Raw genomic sequence first — 20540 nt, forward strand, 5'->3', positions numbered from 1 at the left:
GGGCACGCGCGGGGGCCGCCTGCCCCCGCACCCCCGGGAGTATTTTCACCAAGAAGAAATCAACATCTTCTTCTTGGCAAAAATACTCATCTCACCCGTTCAGATCCTTGATCAGGCGGCCGTGCTTGCGCACCTCGTCCACCACCTCGCCGAAGGTGGTCAGGCCGCGCGCCTTCAACGCGGGCAGAAGTTTGAGGAAGGCATCCGCCGTCGCCACCGTGTCGCCAATCGCGGTATGGCGCGCCTCTTCGGGGATGGTGATGCCCAGCCGGTGGGTCAGCGCATCGAGGCTGTGGCTTTCGGACTGGCCGAAGACCACGGCCGACAACAGCACCGTATCGAGGATCGGATTGTCGAAATTCTGCCCGATCGCAACCTCTTTGCGGCGCAGGAACTCCATATCGAAGGGCGCGTTATGCGCGACCAGAACCGCGCCTTCGGCGAATTTGTGGAACTTGCGCCCCACTTCGACGATATCGGGGGCATCGGCCACCATCGCATCGGAAATCCCGTGCACCTCGGTCGAGCCGGGCGGTATCCGGCGCCCCGGGTTGACCAGCGTATCGAAAACCTCGGTCTCGACCCGGCGCCCGTTGACGATCCGCACCGCAGCGATCTGCACGATCTCGTCACCCTCGGTCGGCAAGAGCCCGGTGGTTTCGGTATCGAACACGACATAGGTCAGCCGTTCCAGCGGCGTATCGGCCACCTCGGCATCGCGCGCGCGGCCCAGCAGGTCGAAATCATAGACCACGGCGCGCGGCACCGGCTTGGGCCGTTTCGACACCCGCCGCGCCTCGCGCAGCGGCACACACAGCCGCGCGCGCCCGTCGTTGAGCACCTCGGGCCAGATTTCGGTGGCATGGGTCACCAGCACGCGGCGCCCGGTCACATCGGCCATCCCCACTTCGAGCGGCGCATCGAGCCAGCGTTCAAGCTCGGCGATCGGCACCGGCGGTCCCCGCCATTCCAGCGCGATCAGGGCGCCTGCGCCTTCTTCGGTGATCTCCAGCCGGAAATCGCTGCGGCCTTCCAGCCGCCCGAGCAGAGCCGCCAGAAACGCCACCATTTCAAAGCCTTCGCAGCGCAGCATCAGCCCGGCCGTGACGCTCAGCACCTGGCCGCCCGCGGCCTCGACCCGGGCGCGCACCGCCTCGCCCAGATCCGAGGCGCGGATCATCGACAAGGGCCACCAGTCGACGCGGTTCTGTTCGTGGCGTTCGAACAGCGTGTGGATCGCCCCGCTCAAAAGCCCGGCCTCGGCGCGCGCCGCCTCGCGCACCCGGTCGCGTGCGGCGCCCTGCGGGCCGTCATCGGCGGTCAGCACCCCGATCAGCGATTGCAGGGCGGCGGCGGGGCGGCGGATGCGGTCGAACAGCTCGTCCATCAGCTGTTCGCGCTGCGCATGGGCGCGCATGTCGCCCGACACGTCGCGCAATGTCAGCACATAGCCCGGGCGCGCGGTGACGTGGTGATCCTCACCCTCGGACAGAAGCCGCATCCGGGCGGCCAGAACCTTGCCATCGGCCACCGTCGCGCACAGCAGATCCGAGGCCGCGTCGGGGTCGTCGGTCTCCATCAGGCGGGCATAGGCATGGGCGACGGGCGCCTGATGCAGGTAATCGAACACGCGCCGGTCCAGCCCCGGCGCATGCGCGCCCCCCAGCAGATCGACCGCCTGCCCGTTATAGAACACCAGCTGGTGATCGGCCGTACACAGCAACACCCCCACCGGCACATCCGACAAAAGCGTTTCGAGCCGTTCCTTTTCCTGTGCCAGACGGGTGGTTTCGCGCTGCACCGCTTCGGTCAGGGCCGAGCGGGTTTCGGCCAGATGCTGCGTCACCGCGGCGGCGGCGGGCGCCAGATCGCCCAGATAGCGGCCCGCGTTCTGGTCCAGATCGGCGGCGACTTCGGCGTGGGTGCGCGCGCGCATCCCACCCGCCAGCCGCTCGATCGGCTTGGCCACGTTTTCATCGAACAGGAACCAGACCGCAACGATCAGCCCGACGATCACGAAGCCCGCGACCACGCCGCCGATGATGAAGCCGTCAAGCGCCTCGGGCTTGCCCAGACGTTCGAACCCGAAGACCAGACCGGCGACAAGCGCGGCGACATTGCCTGCGGCAAGTCCTGCAAAGAACAGGAAAACACGTAGGCGCAGGCTCAGCCGGGTCAGATCCATCACGCGCCCTCCGGGTCCAGAAGGCGATGAACTTCGTCGCGCAACTCCCTCAATTCAAAGGGTTTTGCGATGAACCCGTCGGCCCCGAGTGCCAACCCCTTGCGCCGTTCCATCGCCGAGCCGCGCGCAGTCATCATCAAGATCTTGACGCCTTTCAACCCGATGTCGGCGCGCACCTCCTGACAGATTTCATAGCCCGACACCTCGGGCAGCATGACGTCGAGCAAGACCAGATCGGGGCGGGTCGCGCGGATCTTTTCCAGCGCGCCGGCACCGCTGGCGATGCGGTCATGTTCGTAGCCTTCGCGCCCCATCAGATAATCGAGCGCGATCGCGATGTTGTCCTCATCCTCCACGATCAGGACACGCTGCTTCCTCCCCCCGTCGGCCATGCTCATCCTCCGTTGCAGGCGGCCTTCAGTCCCTCATCGGTGGCGTCGATCGGGCGCCATTCAGCCCCCGACAAGACCCCGCCGTCGTCGATCCGCGCGCCTTCGACCAGATCGGCGCGCGCGGCATTGGTGCAATCATAGGCGACCGAGACCTGCTGAATCGGCGTCCAGCGCGCGATCAGCATCAACTCGCCCTCGACGATTCCCGGCGCCGGATGGCGCAGCTTGTCCAAGTCAAGCGCCATGAACCGCGTGGTCAGCGGCGCGACATAGGTCCAGGGCCGCCAGGGCGCGCTGTCCTCGACCGTGCGCAGCACCGCGACCGAGGGCGGCAGCCCGTCGCGCACCGTCGGATACCAGGAATATTCGGCATAGATCGTATAGCCCAGCATCGACAGGCCCGCCGCCGCGGGCATCACCCATTTGGGCAGCACATAGCCGGTCAGCTTGCGGAGCGCGTGTTTGGCGGCATAGACCACCACCACCGCCAGAAAGGCCGCCGCCAGCATCGAAAGGAAATCGTTGGCCATCTGCGCTCCTCAGCTTACGGCGGCTTTGTTGTGCCCCACGGCGGATTGCATCGTGCGCACGACGACGAAAGCGTCACGCAGATGCGAGCGTTCGAAATCGCTCAGATCCGAGGGGGCCAGGTAATTGTCGGGCTTGCGGCCCGATTTGATCAGATGCGACTGGCTTTCCAGACGCATCGTCGCGATCAGGTCATAGGCCTCGATCAGATCGCGCGCCCCGCTGGCGGAAATCACGCCGGCCTCTTCGGCGGCTTGCAGGCGGGCGCGGGTGTTGGCCTCGGTCAGGCGGCCTTGCAGGGCATAGATCCGGCCCAGATCGGCCACCGGCACCACGCCGTTGTGCTTCATGTCGATATGGTTGCGATGCTCGCCCGAGCGGATGGTGGCAAAGCCCCGGATCAGCCCCAGAGGCGGGGTGTGTTTCAGCGAATTCGAAATCATATGCGCCACGAAGATCGAATTCTTCGAGGCGCGCTCCAGCGTCTCGGCCTGCAGGTCGGTGAACAGGCTGACGCCGGTGCCACCGATCACGCGCAGGTCGAACATGACCGACGCCAGCATCTGCGCCTCGGGGCTGGGTTTGTTGATCCAGCCGTGGAAATAGTCGCGCCAGACCCGCACCGGCTGGCACCAGCGCTCGGCCGTGGCCATCATGTCGCCCGGGCAATAGACATAGCCGCAGTCATTCAGCCCGTCCGAGACTATCTTCGCAAGCCGGTGGAAATAGCGCATGTCGTCGGGCGTGGCGGCATCGTCCAGGATCAGGCAGTTGTCCTGATCGGAAACGCCGGTCTGTTCCTGGCGGCCCTGACTGCCGCAGGCCAGCCACAGATAGGGCACCGGCGCGGGGCCAAGTTCCGCCTCGGCCATCGCCAGCAGGCGGCGGGTGACGGCATCGGCGATGTCGGTAATCAGCCGCGTGACCACCTCGTGGCTTTGATGCCCGCCCACCAGCTGCACCAGCAGCTGCGGGATCTGCGCGGTGACATTGGCCATTTCCGCAACACTGGAGGCGCTGGCGATGTCGCGGATCAGCACCGCCGAACTGACCGCCTGAAACCGCGTCAGGTCGGTCTGCGTGATCATCCCGGCAAACAGCCCGTGATCGACGATCGGCAGATGCCCGATCCGGCGTTCCAACATGATATGCAGGATGTCAGAGCCAAGCGCCGTGGGCGGCAAGGAAATCGGATCGGCGGTCATCACCGCACTGACCGGCGTGTCGGGGCTCATCCCTCCCGCCAGCACCTTGTTGGACAGATCGCGCACCGTGACGATGCCGCGCAACTTCTGGCCACCCGGCGCGGGTTCGGTCACCCCGAGCGAAGAGATATGCGCATCGCGCATGATCTGCGCGGCCTCGCGCACCGTCGCATCGGGGCCGCAGGACAGCGGCTTGCGCGCCAGCAGATCGGCGATCTTCATCGTGGCGATGTCCGTGCCCCGCGGCTCGGCCTTGCGCGAGCGGTTGAAGAACCGCGCGAAGGGCGGGAACTCGGCGCTCAGCCGCCGGAACTCGGCCACCGGAAGCAGCAGCACGACACTGTCCTCGGCCGCGCGCGCATGGGTGGCGGCCAGCCCGTCGCGCATCAGCCCGCGCTCGCCAAAGGAATTGCGTTTGGACAGGACCGAGACCAGCGCGCCATTGGCGTCGGTCACCTCGACCCCCCCCGATTTGATCAGATAGACGCCTTCAAGCGGCGCACCCAGGGTGTAGATCTGGGTGCCTGCGGCATATTCCCTGCGGCTGAAGGAGGCGGCGACCCGCGCCAACTCGTCCCGCGGCAGGTTGTCATAGGGATGCACGGTTTCCAGAAACGCGATGATGGTCTGAAGATCCGTGCCCATAATGACTTTCTCCGGCTTGGGATGGTTGCGCCCCGCCGGGGGCGCAACCCTGTTTCCAGCGGGCGGAGCCTGACGCCCCGCCCGGAGCCTTGGATCAGTGACCCGTCGCCGCGCCCGCACCTTTCGGAATACGGATCGATTCGACCAGTTCCTGAACTTCGGCCGGGGTCTCTTCGGTCATGTTCGACACGATATAGGCCACACCGAAGTTGATGATCGCGCCGATCGTGCCGAACGAGGTCGACTTGATCGAACCCAGCAGCGGGTCGGCATCCGAGAACGACGCGGTGGACGCCACGAAGAACCAGCCCTTGTGCAGGAAGATGTAGACGATCGTGGTGGTCAGACCGGCCAGCATGCCCCAGATCGCGCCTTTCGAGTTGATGCGCTTCGAGAAGATGCCCATCATCAGCGCCGGGAAGATCGACGACGCCGCCAGACCGAAGGCCAGAGCCACGGTTTGCGCCGCGAAGCCCGGGGGGTTCAGACCCAGCCAGGTCGCCACACCGATCGCAACCGCCATCGACACACGCGCCGCCATCAGCTCGCCTTTTTCCGAGATACCCGGGTTCAGCTGGCCTTTGATCAGGTCGTGCGACACGGCCGAGGAGATCGCCATCAACAGGCCCGCTGCGGTCGACAGGGCCGCCGCCAGACCACCGGCTGCAACCAGCGCGATAACCCAGCCCGGAAGCTGCGCGATCTCGGGGTTGGCCAGCACGATGATGTCCTTGTTCACGTCCAGCTCGTTGGTGTCTTTCGACGAGGTGTAGTTGATCAGGCCGTCGCCGTTGAGGTCGTTGAACTTCAGCAGACCGGTTTTTTCCCAGTTGTCGACCCAATCGGGCACGTCCGCACGGGCAACCGGCGCTTCGCTCACGCCATTCGGGTAGATCGTGTTGATCAGGTTCATGCGTGCCATCGCACCCACCGCCGGAGCGGTCAGATACAGCAGCGCGATGAACACCAGCGCCCAGCCGGCCGACGAACGGGCATCGGCCACTTTCGGCACGGTGAAGAAGCGCACGATGACGTGGGGCAGACCGGCGGTGCCGATCATCAGCGACATCGTGAACAGGAACATGTTCAGCGTGGTGTCGTGCTGTTCGGTGTAGCTGGCAAAGCCCAGGTCAGCCAGCAGACCGTTCAGCGTGGTCAGCAGCGGCTCGCCCGTCGAGGTCGCGTTCGAGAACAGGCCCAGACCCGGGATCGGGTTGCCGGTCAGGTTCAGCGAGATGAAGATCGCCGGAATGGTGTAGGCGATGATCAGAACGACATATTGCGCAACCTGGGTGTAGGTGATGCCCTTCATGCCGCCAAGCACGGCATAGGCGAACACGACCGCCGCACCGATATAAAGGCCGGTCGACGCTTTCACTTCCAGGAAGCGCGAGAAGGCGACGCCCACGCCCGACATCTGGCCGATCACATAGGTAATCGAGATGATCAGCAGGCAGATCACGGCGATGACGCGCGCGGTGCCCGAGTAGAAGCGATCGCCCACGAATTCCGGCACGGTGAACTTGCCGAACTTGCGCAGGTAGGGCGCCAGAAGCATGGCGAGCAGCACATAGCCGCCGGTCCAGCCCATCAGATAGGCAGAGGTGTCATAGCCGCCGAAGGCGATGATGCCGGCCATCGAGATGAACGAGGCCGCCGACATCCAGTCCGCGCCCGTCGCCATGCCGTTGGCCACCGGGTGAACGCCGCCACCGGCCGCGTAGAACTCGGCGGTCGAGCCCGCACGGGCCCAGATCGCGATACCGAAGTAGAGCGCAAAGGTCGCGCCCACAACGATAAGGTTGAGGGTAAATTGATCCATTGTCCCTGCGCTCCCTTATTCTTCCACGCCGTGTTCTTTGTCGAGCTTGTTCATCTTGGCCGCGTAGGCGAAGATCAGCACGAGGAACACGATGATCGAACCTTGCTGGGCGAACCAGAAGCCCAGATCGGTGCCACCAATTTTGATACCCGCCAGCATCGGGCGCAGCAGAATGCCAAAGCCGAAGGAACACACGAACCAGATCACCAGAGAAATCTGGATGGTCCGGATGTTCGCTTTCCAGTAGGCGTTGGACGAAGATTTGTCCGCCATAAGCGTAACTCCCTGTTTTTTACCTCCGAACGGGCCCCCTCTCAGGGCCCGCCCCTCCCCGTATCAAGCCGAAACGCGTTCCACGATCGACCCAAGACCCGAAGCGATGTCCTCGATGCCGCCCATCGCGTCGATCTTTTCGAGCACGCCGAGTGCGCCATAGTGGGCGATCAGCGGCGCCGTCTGCGCGTGATAGGCCTGCAGCCGGGCACGCGCCGTTTCGGCATTGTCGTCGGCACGGCGCTTGAACTCCGTGCCGCCGCATTTGTCGCAAGTGCCCGCAACGGCGGGCTGCTTGAATTCGTCGTGATAGCCCTCGCCGCAGGTGCCGCAGGTATAGCGGCCCGCGACGCGCGCGATCATCGCCTCGTCATCCACTTCAAGGCTGATCGCGGCGGTGACCTTCTGGCCCGAATGCGCCAGCAGCGCATCCAGTGCCTCGGCCTGACCCGCAGTGCGCGGGAAACCGTCAAGGATGACACCGGCCTGCACATCGGGCTGGGCCATCCGCTCGCGCAGGATCGCCAGAACGATTTCGTCGCTGACCAGACCGCCCGCTTCCATCACCGCCTTGGCGGCCAGGCCTGCGGGCGTGCCCGCGGCAACCGCGCCGCGCAGCAGATCGCCGGTGGACAGCTGCACGAGGCCGAAACGCTCTTCCAGCATCCGCGCCTGGGTGCCCTTGCCCGCGCCCGGAGGCCCGAGCAGGATCAGCACGGCGGGCTTGGTTTCAACGGTGTTGTCCGTATCCGCCATGCTCTCAGCCCCGGTTCATGCGGTTGTCGATCAGCTCCTGCACGACCGACGGATCGGCCAGCGTCGAGATGTCGCCCAGGCTGCCATAGTCGTTTTCGGCGATCTTGCGCAGGATGCGGCGCATGATCTTGCCCGAACGGGTCTTGGGCAGGCCCGGCGACCACTGGATCAGGTCGGGCTTGGCGATCGGGCCGATCTCGGTGCGGACCCATTTTTCCAGATCCTTGCGCAGTTCCTCGGTCGGCTCCACGTCGTTCATCAGGGTGACATAGGCATAGATGCCCTGCCCCTTCAGCTCATGCGGGTAGCCGACGACGGCGGCCTCGGCCACGGCGGAATGCGCGACCAGCGCGGATTCAACCTCGGCGGTGCCCATCCGGTGACCCGAGACGTTGATAACGTCATCGACGCGGCCGGTGATCCAGTAATAGCCGTCCTTGTCGCGGCGCGCACCGTCGCCGGTGAAGTAATAGCCGCGATACTGGCCGAAATAGGCCTCCTGGAAGCGTTCATGATCGCCCCACAGGGTGCGCATCTGACCCGGCCAGCTGTCCGAGATGCACAGCACGCCCTCGGCCTCGGTCTCGCCCTGACGCACGGCGGTGTTGGCGTCCAGAATGACCGACTTCACGCCGAAGAAGGGCATCGTGGCCGAGCCCGGCTTGGTGGGCGTGGCGCCCGGCAGCGGCGTAATCATGTGGCCGCCGGTTTCGGTTTGCCAGAAGGTGTCGACGATCGGGCATTTGCCCTTGCCGACATGCTTGTCATACCAGACCCAGGCTTCGGGGTTGATCGGCTCGCCGACCGAACCCAGCACGCGCAGCGACGACAGATCGTATTTCTCGACCCATTCGGTGCCCTGCCCCATCAGCGAGCGGATCGCGGTGGGCGCGGTGTAGAACTGGTTGACCTTGTGCTTTTCGCAGACTTCCCAGAAGCGGCCCGCATCCGGGTAGGTCGGCACGCCTTCGAACATGATCGTGGTGGCGCCATTGGCCAGCGGACCATAGACGATATAGCTGTGACCGGTGACCCAACCCACGTCGGCGGTGCACCAGAACACATCGCCGTCCTGATAGTCGAAGGTGTATTGGTGGGTCATCGAGGCATAGACGAGGTAGCCGCCGGTGGTATGCACCACGCCCTTGGGTTTGCCGGTCGACCCCGAGGTATAAAGGATGAACAGCGGATCTTCGGCGTTCATCGGGCGCGGCGGGCATTCCGGGCTCGCGTGTTCCATCAGCAGTTTCAGGTCGACGTCACGGCCCTGAATCCACGAGGTCTGATCGCCGGTGTGCTTGACCACGAGGCAGCGCACCTTGTCCGAGCAGTGCAGCAGCGCCGCGTCGGTGTTGGCCTTCAGCGGCGTGCGGCGGCCACCGCGCGGGGCGGTGTCGGCGGTGATGACAAGCTTGGCGCCGCAATCGTTGATCCGGTTGGCCAGCGCATCGGGCGAGAAGCCGGCGAAGACGATCGAATGGATCGCACCGATCCGGGCACAGGCCAGCATCGCATAGGCGGCTTCGGGGATCATCGGCAGGTAGATCACGACGCGGTCGCCGCGCATCACGCCCTGGCTCAGCAGGACGTTGGCCATGCGGTTCACGCGCTCGGACAGCTGGCGATAGGTGATGTGCTCGGCCGGGGTGTCCGGGCTATCGGGCTCGAAGATGATGGCGGTCTGGTCGCCGCGGGTGGCGAGGTGGCGGTCGATGCAGTTGACCGAAGCGTTCAGCACGCCGTCCTCGAACCATTTGATCGACACATGGCCGAAGGTGAAATCGGTGTTCTTGACCTTGGTGTAGGGGGTGATCCAGTCGAGGCGCTTGCCTTCACGGCCCCAGAACTTGTCAGGATCGCTGATCGATTCCTGATACATCTCGCGGTATTTCGCGGTGCTGCAATGGCTGTTTTCAAAATTCGCGGGAATCTCGCGCACTTCCGGTGCCGATGCTGCCTGTTCCTGAGTCGCCATACTCGACCTCCTCCAAAGAAATCTTCGCGGCCCTCAGGCCGCACCCTGCCCTCAACAATCATCGAGAGCGTTCTACCCCAAGCGCAGTGTAAACCGATTATTACTTTTTATGTAAGCCCCCATGTGTATTGAATTTTTTTGTAAACTTATTCACAGCCACAGCGATAACTATGTAAATGTTTTCATTTGTGACCAAATTTTGATATTTTCTTTCAAGCCCTTGCCTGTTCACGAAGTCGCGAAACGACGTTACGTCGCAGGACTTGACTTTCCGGTCAGAGTTGACACTGCAGTGCGGCAACGACATGCCGCGCGCGCACAAAAGCGGCGCGATTCGGGCCGAAGTCCCCGGCTTGCCCCGCATCGCGGGCGTCGGACATCAGATCATCGAAAGGTCAGTTGGGCGCCTGCACGCCGGGTGCCGCGACTTCGGCAAAGCGCACCTGCGGCGCCTGCACGCCCTGCGCCCGCATGCTCTGGGCCAGAGCGGGGCGCGCGCCCACGATCACCAGCTCACCGCCCCGCCGCAACAGTGTCTGGCCCAGCGTCTGGACCATCCGTGCGCCGGTGGAATCGATGAAACTCACGTCGGACACGTCCAGCAGCACCGCACGCGGGCGCTGCGCGATACGGTCAAGCACCGTGCCCAGCCGCGCAACCGAACCGAAGAACACCGCACCGTGCAGCCGATAGGTCACCACATCATGCGGCTGACGGGTGATTTCGGGCAGCGCCTCGGGCGGGGCGGCCGGTACCTCGTGCAGCCGCGTCATCTCGGACATGTGCCGGATGAAGACGAGCCCCCCCAGCGCGAAGCCCAGCACGATCCCCTCGGCCAGATCGCGGAACACCACCATCAGGAAGGTCACCCACAACACCAGCGCGTCGCCTTTCGACGCCCGCGTAAGCGCCGCGAATTCGTGCCGCTCGATCATGTTCCAGGCGACGATGGCCAGCAGACCGGCCAGCGCGGCCAGCGGAATATAGCCCGCCAGCGGCGCCGCGATCAGCATCACCGCCAGCACGAACACCGCATGCAGCATTCCGGCCACCGGCGTTTGCGCACCGGCCCGCACATTGGTTGCCGTGCGCGCGATCGTGCCCGTCACGCAGAAGCCGCCCACCAGCGCGGCGCCCATATTGGCCAGCCCCTGCGCCACCAGCTCCATGTTCGAGCGATGCTGCGTGCCGCTCATCCCGTCGGCCACCATCGCCGAGAGCAGCGATTCAATCGCGCCCAGCAGGGTGAAACTGGCCGCCCAGGGCAGCGCGGCCCAGACGGCCTGCGCGCTGAATTCGGGCAGCGCGGGCGTGGGCAGCATCCGCGGCAACGCGCCAAAACGGCTGGCGATGGTTTCCACCGGCAGCCCCAGCACCGCGCTGACCGCCGTGACCGCCGCGATCCCGATCAGCAGGCTGGGCCAGCGCGGGCGGAAGCGCTTGACCGCTTCGATCAGCACCACGGTCGCCAGCGCGACCGCCACCGCAACCGGCGTGACACTGTCGCGCGCCGCCCACAGGGCCTCGAGCTTGGGCAGGATCGGTCCGGGCTCGCCCCCCGGCAGGGTCAGACCGAACATATCCTTGACCTGACTGACGAAAATGATGACGCCGATGCCGGTGGTGAAGCCCACGGTGACCGGATAGGGCATGAACCGGATGTAACTGCCCAGCCGCGCCAGCCCCAGCACCGCAAGCATCACGCCCGACAGGAAGGTCGCCAGCACCAACCCCGCAATCCCGGTCTGCGCGACGCAGGCCGCGACCAGAACGATGAACGCCCCCGCGGGGCCGCCGATCTGATAGCGCGAGCCCCCGAAGCAAGCGACCAGAAAACCACCCACGATCGCGGTGAACAGCCCGCGCTCCGGCCCGACCCCCGAGGCAATCGCAATCGCCATCGACAGCGGCAGCGCCACAATCGCCACCGTCATCCCTGCAACCGCATCCGCGCGCAGCGTCCCTCCGCCATAACCTTCGCGCAGCGCACTCAGCAACATCGGTTCCAGCGGCTCTCGCGGCCGCGGCAGGTCTTGGCTTGTATGGGGCATGGCTCGTTGATACCGGTTAGGTGCCGCTAACAGAAACCTCGACCCCGGGGTTGTCAAGCAACTCGCAAAGGCCCGTCATGCCGGACACCCTCGATGACCGCCCCGATCCGATCCGCGCCACCGATGACGAGGCGCGGGCACTGGCCCGCAGGCTGATCGCCGGGGCCCGGTTCGGCGCGCTTGGGGTGATCGACCCCGAAACCGGCTTTCCCGCCGTGACCCGGATCGCCCTTGGCGCCGGCCCCGAAGGCGGGCTCTGGACGCTGGTGTCGGGCTTGTCGGCCCACAGCCGGGCGCTGCGCGCCGATCCGCGCGCGGGATTGCTCGTCGGCGAGCCCGGCCCCAAGGGCGATCCGCTGACCCATCCGCGGCTGAGCCTGCAGGTCGAGGCCCGGCCTTTGACGCGCGACGATCCCCGGTTCGACGCCGCGCGCACGCGCTGGCTGACTGACCATCCCAAGGCGAAGCTCTACATCGACCTGCCGGATTTCTTCTTCGTCGAATTCATTCTTCTGGGTGGCAGCCTGAACGGCGGCTTTGCCCGGGCCTACCGGCTCGGCCCCGCCGATCTGGCCCCCTGACACAGGAAAACGGGCGCCATCGGCGCCCGCTTGGGAAATTTGGCCGTCCTCAGTTCGGGTTATCCATCCGAATGCGCACCTGCACCCGCCCCTTCGCCGCTTCGGGCCAGTTCAGCGTGACGTTCTGCTTCGCCGTGCCCTGCTCGACGTTGACATAGGGCGTGCCCGACACCCGCGCACCGGCGCCGTTGGCGATCATCCCCTCGGCCACGATGCTTTCGACATTGCGCGCCCAGCCACCGAACGGAAGATAGGCTCCGGGCTGCACCGTCCAGACCGACTGCGCCGTGGCCTGATCGACCTGCAGATAGACGGGATTGCAGACGAACTGGCTGACGGCGTTGAAGATATTCCCCTCCATCAGGATGTTGCGCATGCGCGAATAATCCAGCGTCGCGAAAGTGGTATCCACCTTTTCGGCCCGGTCGATGCTGCCGTTGATGACCTTGAACACATTGCACGAGATATTCAGCCCGTGCAGAAAATGCCCCGCGCCATAGGGTTTGACCGAGAACCAAGTGAACCAGGGCGCGACATTGCTGGCGACGAAGGTATTGCCCGTCACCGTCAGGCCGCCGAAGGAATATTCCGTGCCGAAATCGGGGTTCGGCGAATATTCGTTGGTCCATTCCAGCACGCAATTGTCGATGTAGTTGCCCGTCACCGCCGATTGCACGTTGGTCTGCGTGAACACCAGCCCCGCGACACGCACCGCGTTGGTTTCGTTGTCGCCCTGGAACCAGTGGTTGCCCACGATCAGATGGCCCGATCCGTTCAGGATCATCGTCGTGCCGAACCGCACGAAGCGCGACTCGCGGATCTTGCTGTCATTGGCATTGACGTTGATCGCCACCGACACCCGGTCCTGCGCAGGCATCGACATCTCGCTCGACAGGAACTGGCAACGGTCGACCAGCAGATCCTGACAGCCGGACCCGATAGAGGTGATCGCCTTGTCCTTGGGTGCGTTGAGATAGCAGTCGCGGACATGGAACATCTCGCCCACCGGGGCCAGCATGATGCAGCTGGCCTGCGAGTTGCACAGGAATTCGATGTCGTCGATGTTGAAGCGATCCAGTTTCGACAGGCCCGAGAAATCCAGCAGGTATTTATGCCGCGTGAATGTCAGCGTCCGGGTGCCCGAACCGCCATAGAAGGGCTGCGACAAGGTCAGCGATCCCGCGCCGATATTGACCGCGCGCACATAGACCTCGCGCCCGACGCCGGTGCCGCTGACCCGCGCGCCAACCGGAATGTTGGCGATATTGGCGACATTGGTCAGGGTGTTGGGCGCGCTCGTGGCATAGCTCGCCTGCGAGGTGACCACCACATCATCCCAGGCCGGCCCGGCGATCACGTTGAACTGCCCGTTGCGCAGCACCCGGCGGTTGGCAAACGAGGTCACGCCCGGCGCGATCTCGGCCACATTGATCGGTTCGGTCACCTCGATCCGGCGGCCCTTCAGGTCCAGCGTGTTGTGATCGGTATAGCCGAACAGCGCCTGCAACGCCTTCTTGAACCCGGTCATCTCGTCGCCGAAGGCCTCGGCATAGGTCGGGAAATCATAGCTGGCCAGCAGCGACAGGCGCGCATCGACCGGCATCACCAGCGTCCCGACAAAGCGGATCGGCGCATAGATCGACACGCTGGCCCCGATGTAATAGCTGCCCTCGGGCACCACCAGCATCCGGCCCGCCGCCGCCGCATCCGCCGCCATGAAGGCCGCCCGGTCATCGGTGACCCCGTCGCCCACCGCGCCGAAATCGCGCACATCGACCCAATCCATCATGTCGCGCAGGAAGGCCTCGGTCACGTCCTCGATCTGCAGATCGTCGATCCGCACCACACCATTGTTCAGCCCGGTCAGATCCAGCCCGAAATGACCATAGATCGGCACCGTGCCCCAGATCATATCAACGCCGCCCCGATTGCCGGTGCCGACGATGGCCGAGACGGTCACCACCTCGCCATAGGCATCCAGCGCCGTCTCGCTGCCCACCTCGACCAGCCCGCCGACATGGCCCGACCCGCTCATCGCATAGCCTGCAATCCGCACCGACGGCAGGTTGCCACTGATCGCCTTCACGCGCGCGGTCACCCGCAGATAGCACCCCGGCAGGATCGGCGTCTGCCCCATATACCGCAGCTGCTGCGTCGTCTGGGTCTTCACCATTTCCAGACACGCCCCGAAATCGGCATCCGCCGCGATCAGTGCGGCATTGGCCGCCCCGTCATAGGTCGCCGATCCTGCGGTGCCGTTCTCGCTCGACCAGACATCCAGACCCAGTTCAAACGCGGGCGGGGTCAGCGCCAGCCCATCGGTAATCGCCTTGTTCATCCGAGAATCCTCTTTGTTCCGGCCCGCCCAGATCGGTCCCACGCATGGGGCATCGGGGCGCAGGCCGGATGCCCGCGCAGCCGCGCGCCCCGCGACAGGTCTTTCTCTGGGAATGTGCCGGTGCCTCTGCGCCCCGGCGTGCTCAGGTCTAGCCAGAAAGGTTAAAGAACTGCTGAGACCACCGCGCGCCACGCCGCAGTGCAGCACAATGTCACGAAACTGCCGTATGGCCTTGCTAGGTCGGGGTTGATCCGAAAGACTGGTGCCATGCCCTATTGCCTGATCCCTGAAGACAAGACTCCTACCGACGCATTGCGCCGCATCGCGCATGCCGAACTGTCAGATGCCCTGAAACTGGCGCAGGACCCGGGCGCGGGCTCGCCCCTTCATGCACTGCGCAAATCGGTCAAGAAAACCCGCGGCCTTCTGCGTCTGCTGCGCCCGGTATTTGCCGATTTTGAAACCGAAAACGCCGCGCTGCGCGATGCCGCCGCCGGGATTTCAGCGCTGCGCGATGCTGAAGTGATGCGCCTCACCCTCGAGTCCCTGGCGGCCCTGCCCGGCAATACGCAGGCCGCCGAGGCCGCCGCGACCATGCGCGCGCAGCTGCCGCCGTTGTCCGAAACCGGCCCCGATCACAGCGCGCTGACCCGCTTCTCCGAGGAAATCGCCCAGATCCGCCATCGGGCCGAGCATTGGAAGGCGCATGAAAAGGGCTGGCACGCCTATGCACCCGGGCTCGAACTCACGCTGCATCAGGCGCAAAAGCGCATGAAAGCCGCGCGCAAAACCCTGTCCGACAGCAATTTTCACCGCTGGCGGTCACGCATCAAACATCACTGGTATCAGGCCCGGTTGCTCGCCCCGATCTGGCCCGAGATGATGGAACCTCAAATCACCATCGCCGATCGGCTGGGCGAAATTTTGGGCGAACATCACGATCTGGCGGTGTTGCGTCACGCCGTGCCCGCGCATCTGCCCGAACCCGAGTCTGACGCTCTCGACCGGCTGATCGGACAGGAACAACGCGCCCGCGAGGCCGAGGCTTTCCACCTCGGCACCCGGCTTCTGGGCGAGGACCCCGCGGCGCTCAGCGCACGCTGGGGGCATTGGTATCAACTCTGGCGCGCCGAACGCAACTGAGCGGCGCGTCTCAGCCCTGCGAAACGAACTCGCCCGCCAGCGCGTGACCGATCAGTGCCACGGTCTCCTGCACACCGTAAAGCGCGATGAAGCCGCCAAAGCGCGGCCCCTGGCTCGCCCCCAGCAGCACCTCGTACAGCGCGGTGAACCAGTCGCGCAGGTTTTCGAACCCGTGATCCTTGCCGACCGCGAAGACCAGCGTCTGCAGGCCCTCGGACGGGTCTTCGAAGGTCAGGTGCAGATCCTGATCGGGCAAGGCGCGCAGCCGGGCCGCCAGATCCTCGATCGCCGCGCGCTCCTGATCGTTCGGCAGACGGAAGGCCCGCTTGGGCGCCACGAAATCGTGGAAATAGCGCACCGCAAAGCCCGCCGCCTGATCCAGATCAGGGTGGGTTTCGGGGCTGGCCTCGGGGGCATAGCGCTTGATGAACCCCCACAGCCCGTCCTTGTCCTTGGCCCCGGCAACCGACGCGAGGTTCAGCAGCATCGCGAAGGGCACCACCATCTTGCTTTCGGGCGGATTGCCGCCGTGGATATGCCACACCGGGTTGTCGACCTGCTTCTCGACCGGCTGATCGGGATAGGCGCGCAGCTGCTGGTGGTATTCATCCACCGCCTTCGGGATCACGTCGAAATGCATCCGCTTCGCGGTCTTCGGCTTGAGATACATGAAATAGCTCAGCGATTCCGTCGCGGCATAGGTCAGCCACTCGTCGATCGACAGCCCGTTGCCCTTGGATTTCGAAATCTTCTCGCCGTTTTGATCGAGGAACAGCTCATAGGTGAAATGTTCCGGCGGACGCCCGCCCAGCACCCGGCAGATACCGTCATAGATCGGCGTATTGGCGGCGTGATCCTTGCCATACATCTCGAAATCGACATCCAGCGCGGCCCAGCGGGCACCGAAATCGGGCTTCCACTGCAGTTTCACATTGCCGCCGGTGACCGGCAGCGTCAGCTCCTGCCCGTCTTCGTCATCGAAGGTCACCGTGCCCGCCTTGGGGTCGACGTTCTTCATCGGCACATAAAGCACCCGCCCGGTCTTCGGGCTGATCGGCAGGAAGCAGCTGTAGGTCTGCTGACGCTCCTCGCGCAGCGACTTCAGCATGATCGCCATGATGTCATCGTATTTCTCGGCCGCACGCAGCAGGATCGCGTCGAACTTGCCCGATTTGTAATAGTCTGTCGCGCTGGCGAATTCGTAATCGAACCCGAACGTGTCCAGAAACCGGCGCAGCATCGCGTTGTTGTGGTTGCCGAAACTGTCGAATTCGCCGAACGGGTCGGGCACCGCGGTCAGCGGCTTTTGCATGTGCTCGCGCAGCATCTCTTGCTGGGGCACGTTTTCGGGCACCTTGCGCATGCCGTCCATATCGTCCGAGAAACACAGCAGCTTCGTCGGGATATCCGAAATCACCTCGAACGCACGGCGGATCATCGTGGTGCGCGCCACCTCGCCGAACGTGCCGATATGCGGCAGACCCGAGGGGCCATAGCCCGTCTCGAACAACACATATCCCTTTTCGGGATCCTTCTTCTCGTAACGCTTCAGAACCCGGCGCGCTTCCTCGAAAGGCCAGGCTTTGGAGTTCATCGCAGCGTCACGCAGGCTCGTCATATCATACCTCATCGCAGGCGCCCCATGCGCCCCTTGGCGCCTCACCTATTGAACGGGGGGGCAATCGTCAATAATTTGCACTCCAACCAGTGAAAGGAACTGCCCGTGACCGATGCCCTGCCCTCGCTTTCGCCCCAGGATGCGCTCGTTGCCGTGATGGTCGCGGTCTCGGCCTCGGATGAACAGATCCGCACCTCCGAACTCGTCGCGATCGAACGGATGGTCAACCACATGCCGATCTTCGCGACCTATGACGAAGACCGGATTTCCTCGGTGGCGCAGACCGTCTATGCGCTGTTCGAGGAAGAAGAGGGCCTGGAGGCCCTGTTCGGTCTGGTCCGCGATGCCCTGCCCGAGCGGCTCTATGAAACTGCCTATGCCCTGGCCTGCGATGTGGCTGCGGCCGACGGTGTGCTGCATCAGCCCGAGTTGCGCATGCTCGAAGAAGTGCGCGGTGAACTGGCGATCGACCGGCTGCATGCGGTGGCCATCGAATGGGGCGCCCGGGTCCGTCACATCAACCTGTGATCGCATGACCGCCCTGCGCCCCGCAGCCGGGCGCAGGGACACCTCTGCACTGCTACAAATCAACACAAATTTTAGCGGGATTTCCACGCCCTTTCCGATGCGTAAGGGGGGCGGCGTTAAGCTATTGCTGTCCAACCTTTGCTAGCAAGACGGTCATCGCAGATCCGGGCCAAGGATATTCGCCATGACCAACACCGCATTTTCGCTGGCGCGCACCGCCCGCACCCTCGCATTGGGCCTGTTGCTGAGTGCCCTTGCCCTACCCGCCCCCGCGGCAGAGCGTGACCCGGCCGAAATCCTCGCCCTGCAAATCGACATGGCCGGGCGCCAGCGGATGCTCTCGCAACGTCTGGTGGCCTCGGCCTGCTTCCTGTCGTTGGGCATCCAGCACGACACCCAGGCGCTGGCCCTGACCGAGGTCAGCGAAATCTTTCCCACCACGCTCAACCGGCTGATCCGCGGCGATACGCTGCTGAACCTGCCCGCCACGACCGATCCGCAGGTGCGTTGGGCACTGCAGGGCGCGCGCATGGTCTGGGGGCAGGTCGAGCCCCGGGTCAAGGCCGTGCTGACGGGCGACGCCAGTCCCGAAGCGCTGCGCGACCTAGCCGAACACGAACCCGCCCTGCTGACCGCTTCGCAAGGCGTCGTCGCCGCGCTGACCGCGAACCTCGCGATTTCGCCCAATCAGGCCACGCGGCTGCGCGCCGTCGACATGGCCGGACGTCAGCGGATGCTGTCACAGGCCATCATCATGGAAGCCTGCCTGCTGTCGCGCGCCGAAGCCCTCGGGCTCGACACCACTACCCATCACGCCGCCATCACCGCGCGCACCGATCTGTTCGAACTCTCGATGAGCATGCTGCGGGTGGGCGATGACGACGCCGGGGTTGCGCCCCCGCCCGACATCCAAACCGAAGAGGCACTGGACAGATCGCTGCTGATCTGGACCGACATGCGCGAACTGCTCGACCCCGCGCTCGAGGGACAGGCACTGAGCCTCGACACGCTGGACGATCTGGCCGTCGCCTATGAAACCCTGTTGCAAGAGCTTGAAGACATCGTCTGGATGACCGCCAGCGGCTGATCAACTGCCGTAAAGCGCCGCCCACCGCTCGATCAGACGGCTTTGCAGGATCTTGGAGCGCTTGATCCAGAGCGTCGAGCCTTCGGGCTGCTCGGTCCGGGCGGCTCGCCGCCGCCGCGCCACATCGCCGGTAAAAATCGCGAACACCAACTCGGTGCCATCGGGCGCCGTCATGTAACCGGCCAGCGAAGAAACGAAATTGAGGGTGCCGGTCTTGGCATCGACCCGCAGGCTCTGTCCCTGCACCTTGCGCCCGCTGTCATCGCGCAGTTGAAACCCTTTCATCAGCCCGCGCAGCCCCGCCTGCGGCCCGAGCTGCGCCAGCGCCCGCACCATGTCCATGGCCGAAATGCGGGTCTCGGCGTTCAGCCCCGAATGATCGCGGAACTGCGCCTGGGCCACCCCCGCCCGCGCACGCAGCCAGTCGCTCATCGCCGGGCCGGACTGGCCAAGGCCCGCCGGTGCGCCGCGCTGCGCGCTGGCGGTCATGCCCACCGCCTCGGCGGTCAGGTTGGTCGAATATTTCATCATGTCGCGCAGAATTGCGGGCAGGCTGTCCGAGGCATGCTCGGCCAGAACCGTGCCCCCCGGCAGACTGCGCACCGGCTGCGGCGCGGGCAGCGGCATCCCCTGCGCGCGGGCCAGCGTCTGGAACACGTCGCCCGCATAGGCATCCGGGTCGCGCACCGGCAGCCAGCGGCTGCCCGCCTTGTTCAGGGCGCCCGAGGCGACCGTCCAATGTTCCTTGCCGCCCGACTTGCTATAGCTGAACAGCGGTGTCTTGCGGTTGGCCAGCCCGACATCGGCGGTATAGGCTTGCGGCCGGAACCGCGCACCGCGCGCATCCATGCTCAGCTGATACCCCCCGCCTGCGCGCCGCCATTCGAAATGCACCCGGTTGTAGTTCAGGATCAGGCCCGAAACGGCAGGGTTATATCCCACATGCACCGGCTGATCGTCCGCGATTTCGGACGCATAGGGCAGCGCCCCGCCCCAGACCAGAAACCGCCCCGTGACCCCGCGCACCCCCGTGCCCGCCAACCGCGCCGCCAGATCGCCCAGATCGTCGGTCGAGAGCGTCGGATCGCCGCCGCCTGCCAGCACCAGATCGCCCTGGATCAGCCCCCCCACCACCGGCCCGGTCGCGATCAGCCGGGTGCGGAACCGATAGCCCGGCCCCAGCGTCTCCAGCGCATAAAGCGAGGTAATCGCCTTCGCGGTCGAGGCGGGCGGCATCGCCCGATCAGCGCCGCGCGCCTCCAGGACCAGCCCCGAGCGCAGATCGGCCACGACGTAGCAGACATCACCGCTCAACCCCGCGGCGGCCACCAGATCGGCGCCAGTCGGCATCCGCAGCACCTGCGCCGCTGCGCGCCCCGGCACCCCCAGCGTCGCAAGCGCAGCCATGCTGGC

16 protein-coding genes are annotated in these 20540 nt (G+C 65.0%); 4 read left to right on the top strand and 12 right to left on the bottom strand.

Features of this window, described 5'->3' with window-relative positions; genetic code table 11:
- Positions 1–91: 91 nt before the first annotated feature.
- The 9 genes from P2G62_RS01230 to P2G62_RS01270 all read right to left on the bottom strand — a co-directional run bounded on the left by P2G62_RS01230 (position 92) and on the right by P2G62_RS01270 (position 11832).
- Positions 92–2185, bottom strand: a complete 2094-nt coding sequence (locus P2G62_RS01230) for an exonuclease domain-containing protein (RefSeq protein ID WP_275733028.1) — start codon at positions 2183–2185, stop codon at positions 92–94.
- Entirely contained in the window at positions 2185–2577 is a 393-nt protein-coding gene (locus P2G62_RS01235; RefSeq protein ID WP_275733029.1) for a response regulator, read from the bottom strand. Before P2G62_RS01235 ends, P2G62_RS01230 begins: the two co-directional genes overlap by 1 nt.
- 2 nt (positions 2578–2579) lie before the next feature.
- Complete coding sequence (locus P2G62_RS01240; protein ID WP_275733030.1) at positions 2580–3107, bottom strand: hypothetical protein; 528 nt, start codon at positions 3105–3107, stop codon at positions 2580–2582.
- 9 nt (positions 3108–3116) lie between these two features.
- Positions 3117–4955: a DUF294 nucleotidyltransferase-like domain-containing protein gene (locus P2G62_RS01245; protein ID WP_275733031.1), complete on the bottom strand. Its 1839-nt coding sequence runs from the start codon at positions 4953–4955 to the stop codon at positions 3117–3119.
- A 94-nt stretch (positions 4956–5049) separates the two neighbouring features.
- Positions 5050–6777, bottom strand: a complete 1728-nt coding sequence (locus tag P2G62_RS01250; protein WP_275733032.1) for a sodium:solute symporter family protein — start codon at positions 6775–6777, stop codon at positions 5050–5052.
- A gap of 15 nt (positions 6778–6792) precedes the next feature.
- Positions 6793–7050 carry a DUF4212 domain-containing protein gene (locus P2G62_RS01255; protein ID WP_275733033.1) on the bottom strand — a complete coding sequence of 86 codons (258 nt, stop codon included), beginning with the start codon at positions 7048–7050 and terminating at the stop codon, positions 6793–6795.
- 63 nt (positions 7051–7113) lie between these two features.
- Positions 7114–7806, bottom strand: coding sequence for an adenylate kinase (locus P2G62_RS01260; RefSeq protein ID WP_275733034.1), 693 nt, complete (start codon positions 7804–7806; stop codon positions 7114–7116).
- 4 nt (positions 7807–7810) lie between these two features.
- Positions 7811–9781, bottom strand: a complete 1971-nt coding sequence (gene acs, locus P2G62_RS01265; RefSeq protein WP_275733035.1) for an acetate--CoA ligase — start codon at positions 9779–9781, stop codon at positions 7811–7813.
- Positions 9782–10176: 395 nt separating this feature from the next.
- Positions 10177–11832 (bottom strand): SulP family inorganic anion transporter, encoded by a 1656-nt coding sequence (locus P2G62_RS01270; RefSeq protein ID WP_275733036.1) that lies wholly within the window; start codon positions 11830–11832, stop codon positions 10177–10179.
- Between the two features lie 77 nt (positions 11833–11909).
- Between P2G62_RS01270 and P2G62_RS01275 the strand changes: the two genes are divergently transcribed.
- Positions 11910–12413 (top strand): pyridoxamine 5'-phosphate oxidase family protein, encoded by a 504-nt coding sequence (locus P2G62_RS01275; protein ID WP_275733037.1) that lies wholly within the window; start codon positions 11910–11912, stop codon positions 12411–12413.
- A 49-nt stretch (positions 12414–12462) separates the two neighbouring features.
- Here the strand turns inward: P2G62_RS01275 and P2G62_RS01280 are convergent, their stop codons facing one another.
- Positions 12463–14751, bottom strand: a complete 2289-nt coding sequence (locus P2G62_RS01280; protein WP_275733038.1) for a glycosyl hydrolase family 28-related protein — start codon at positions 14749–14751, stop codon at positions 12463–12465.
- A gap of 267 nt (positions 14752–15018) precedes the next feature.
- Here P2G62_RS01280 and P2G62_RS01285 point away from each other — a divergent pair, with 267 nt between their 5' ends.
- On the top strand, positions 15019–15894 hold the full coding sequence (locus P2G62_RS01285; protein WP_275733039.1) for a CHAD domain-containing protein: 876 nt from the start codon (positions 15019–15021) through the stop codon (positions 15892–15894).
- Between the two features lie 10 nt (positions 15895–15904).
- On the opposite strand, the gene P2G62_RS01290 is transcribed toward P2G62_RS01285, so the two are convergent.
- Positions 15905–17512, bottom strand: a complete 1608-nt coding sequence (locus P2G62_RS01290; protein WP_275733040.1) for a lysine--tRNA ligase — start codon at positions 17510–17512, stop codon at positions 15905–15907.
- Positions 17513–17617: 105 nt separating this feature from the next.
- Between P2G62_RS01290 and P2G62_RS01295 the strand changes: the two genes are divergently transcribed.
- Positions 17618–18040: a tellurite resistance TerB family protein gene (locus P2G62_RS01295; RefSeq protein ID WP_275733041.1), complete on the top strand. Its 423-nt coding sequence runs from the start codon at positions 17618–17620 to the stop codon at positions 18038–18040.
- A gap of 184 nt (positions 18041–18224) precedes the next feature.
- Positions 18225–19127, top strand: a complete 903-nt coding sequence (locus tag P2G62_RS01300; protein ID WP_275733042.1) for a type IV pili methyl-accepting chemotaxis transducer N-terminal domain-containing protein — start codon at positions 18225–18227, stop codon at positions 19125–19127.
- On the opposite strand, the gene dacB is transcribed toward P2G62_RS01300, so the two are convergent.
- Positions 19128–20534 (bottom strand): D-alanyl-D-alanine carboxypeptidase/D-alanyl-D-alanine-endopeptidase, encoded by a 1407-nt coding sequence (gene dacB / locus P2G62_RS01305; RefSeq protein ID WP_275733043.1) that lies wholly within the window; start codon positions 20532–20534, stop codon positions 19128–19130.
- Positions 20535–20540 lie beyond the last annotated feature (6 nt).

The organism is Paenirhodobacter sp. CAU 1674 (assembly GCF_029222945.1).
In the GTDB taxonomy this organism is placed as follows: domain Bacteria; phylum Pseudomonadota; class Alphaproteobacteria; order Rhodobacterales; family Rhodobacteraceae; genus Rhodobacter.

Excerpts from the sequence above, each read along its gene's own strand:
- P2G62_RS01230 (WP_275733028.1), bottom strand. The coding sequence starts at position 2,185 with ATGGATCTGACCCGGCTGAGCCTGCGCCTACGTGTTTTCCTGTTCTTT.
- P2G62_RS01290 (WP_275733040.1), bottom strand. The coding sequence starts at position 17,512 with ATGACGAGCCTGCGTGACGCTGCGATGAACTCCAAAGCCTGGCCTTTC.
- P2G62_RS01300 (WP_275733042.1), top strand. The coding sequence starts at position 18,225 with ATGACCAACACCGCATTTTCGCTGGCGCGCACCGCCCGCACCCTCGCA.
- P2G62_RS01260 (WP_275733034.1), bottom strand. The coding sequence starts at position 7,806 with ATGGCGGATACGGACAACACCGTTGAAACCAAGCCCGCCGTGCTGATC.
- P2G62_RS01255 (WP_275733033.1), bottom strand. The coding sequence starts at position 7,050 with ATGGCGGACAAATCTTCGTCCAACGCCTACTGGAAAGCGAACATCCGG.
- acs (WP_275733035.1), bottom strand. The coding sequence starts at position 9,781 with ATGGCGACTCAGGAACAGGCAGCATCGGCACCGGAAGTGCGCGAGATT.
- P2G62_RS01285 (WP_275733039.1), top strand. The coding sequence starts at position 15,019 with ATGCCCTATTGCCTGATCCCTGAAGACAAGACTCCTACCGACGCATTG.
- dacB (WP_275733043.1), bottom strand. The coding sequence starts at position 20,534 with ATGGCTGCGCTTGCGACGCTGGGGGTGCCGGGGCGCGCAGCGGCGCAG.
- P2G62_RS01245 (WP_275733031.1), bottom strand. The coding sequence starts at position 4,955 with ATGGGCACGGATCTTCAGACCATCATCGCGTTTCTGGAAACCGTGCAT.
- P2G62_RS01270 (WP_275733036.1), bottom strand. The coding sequence starts at position 11,832 with ATGCCCCATACAAGCCAAGACCTGCCGCGGCCGCGAGAGCCGCTGGAA.
- P2G62_RS01275 (WP_275733037.1), top strand. The coding sequence starts at position 11,910 with ATGCCGGACACCCTCGATGACCGCCCCGATCCGATCCGCGCCACCGAT.
- P2G62_RS01235 (WP_275733029.1), bottom strand. The coding sequence starts at position 2,577 with ATGGCCGACGGGGGGAGGAAGCAGCGTGTCCTGATCGTGGAGGATGAG.
- P2G62_RS01280 (WP_275733038.1), bottom strand. The coding sequence starts at position 14,751 with ATGAACAAGGCGATTACCGATGGGCTGGCGCTGACCCCGCCCGCGTTT.
- P2G62_RS01250 (WP_275733032.1), bottom strand. The coding sequence starts at position 6,777 with ATGGATCAATTTACCCTCAACCTTATCGTTGTGGGCGCGACCTTTGCG.
- P2G62_RS01240 (WP_275733030.1), bottom strand. The coding sequence starts at position 3,107 with ATGGCCAACGATTTCCTTTCGATGCTGGCGGCGGCCTTTCTGGCGGTG.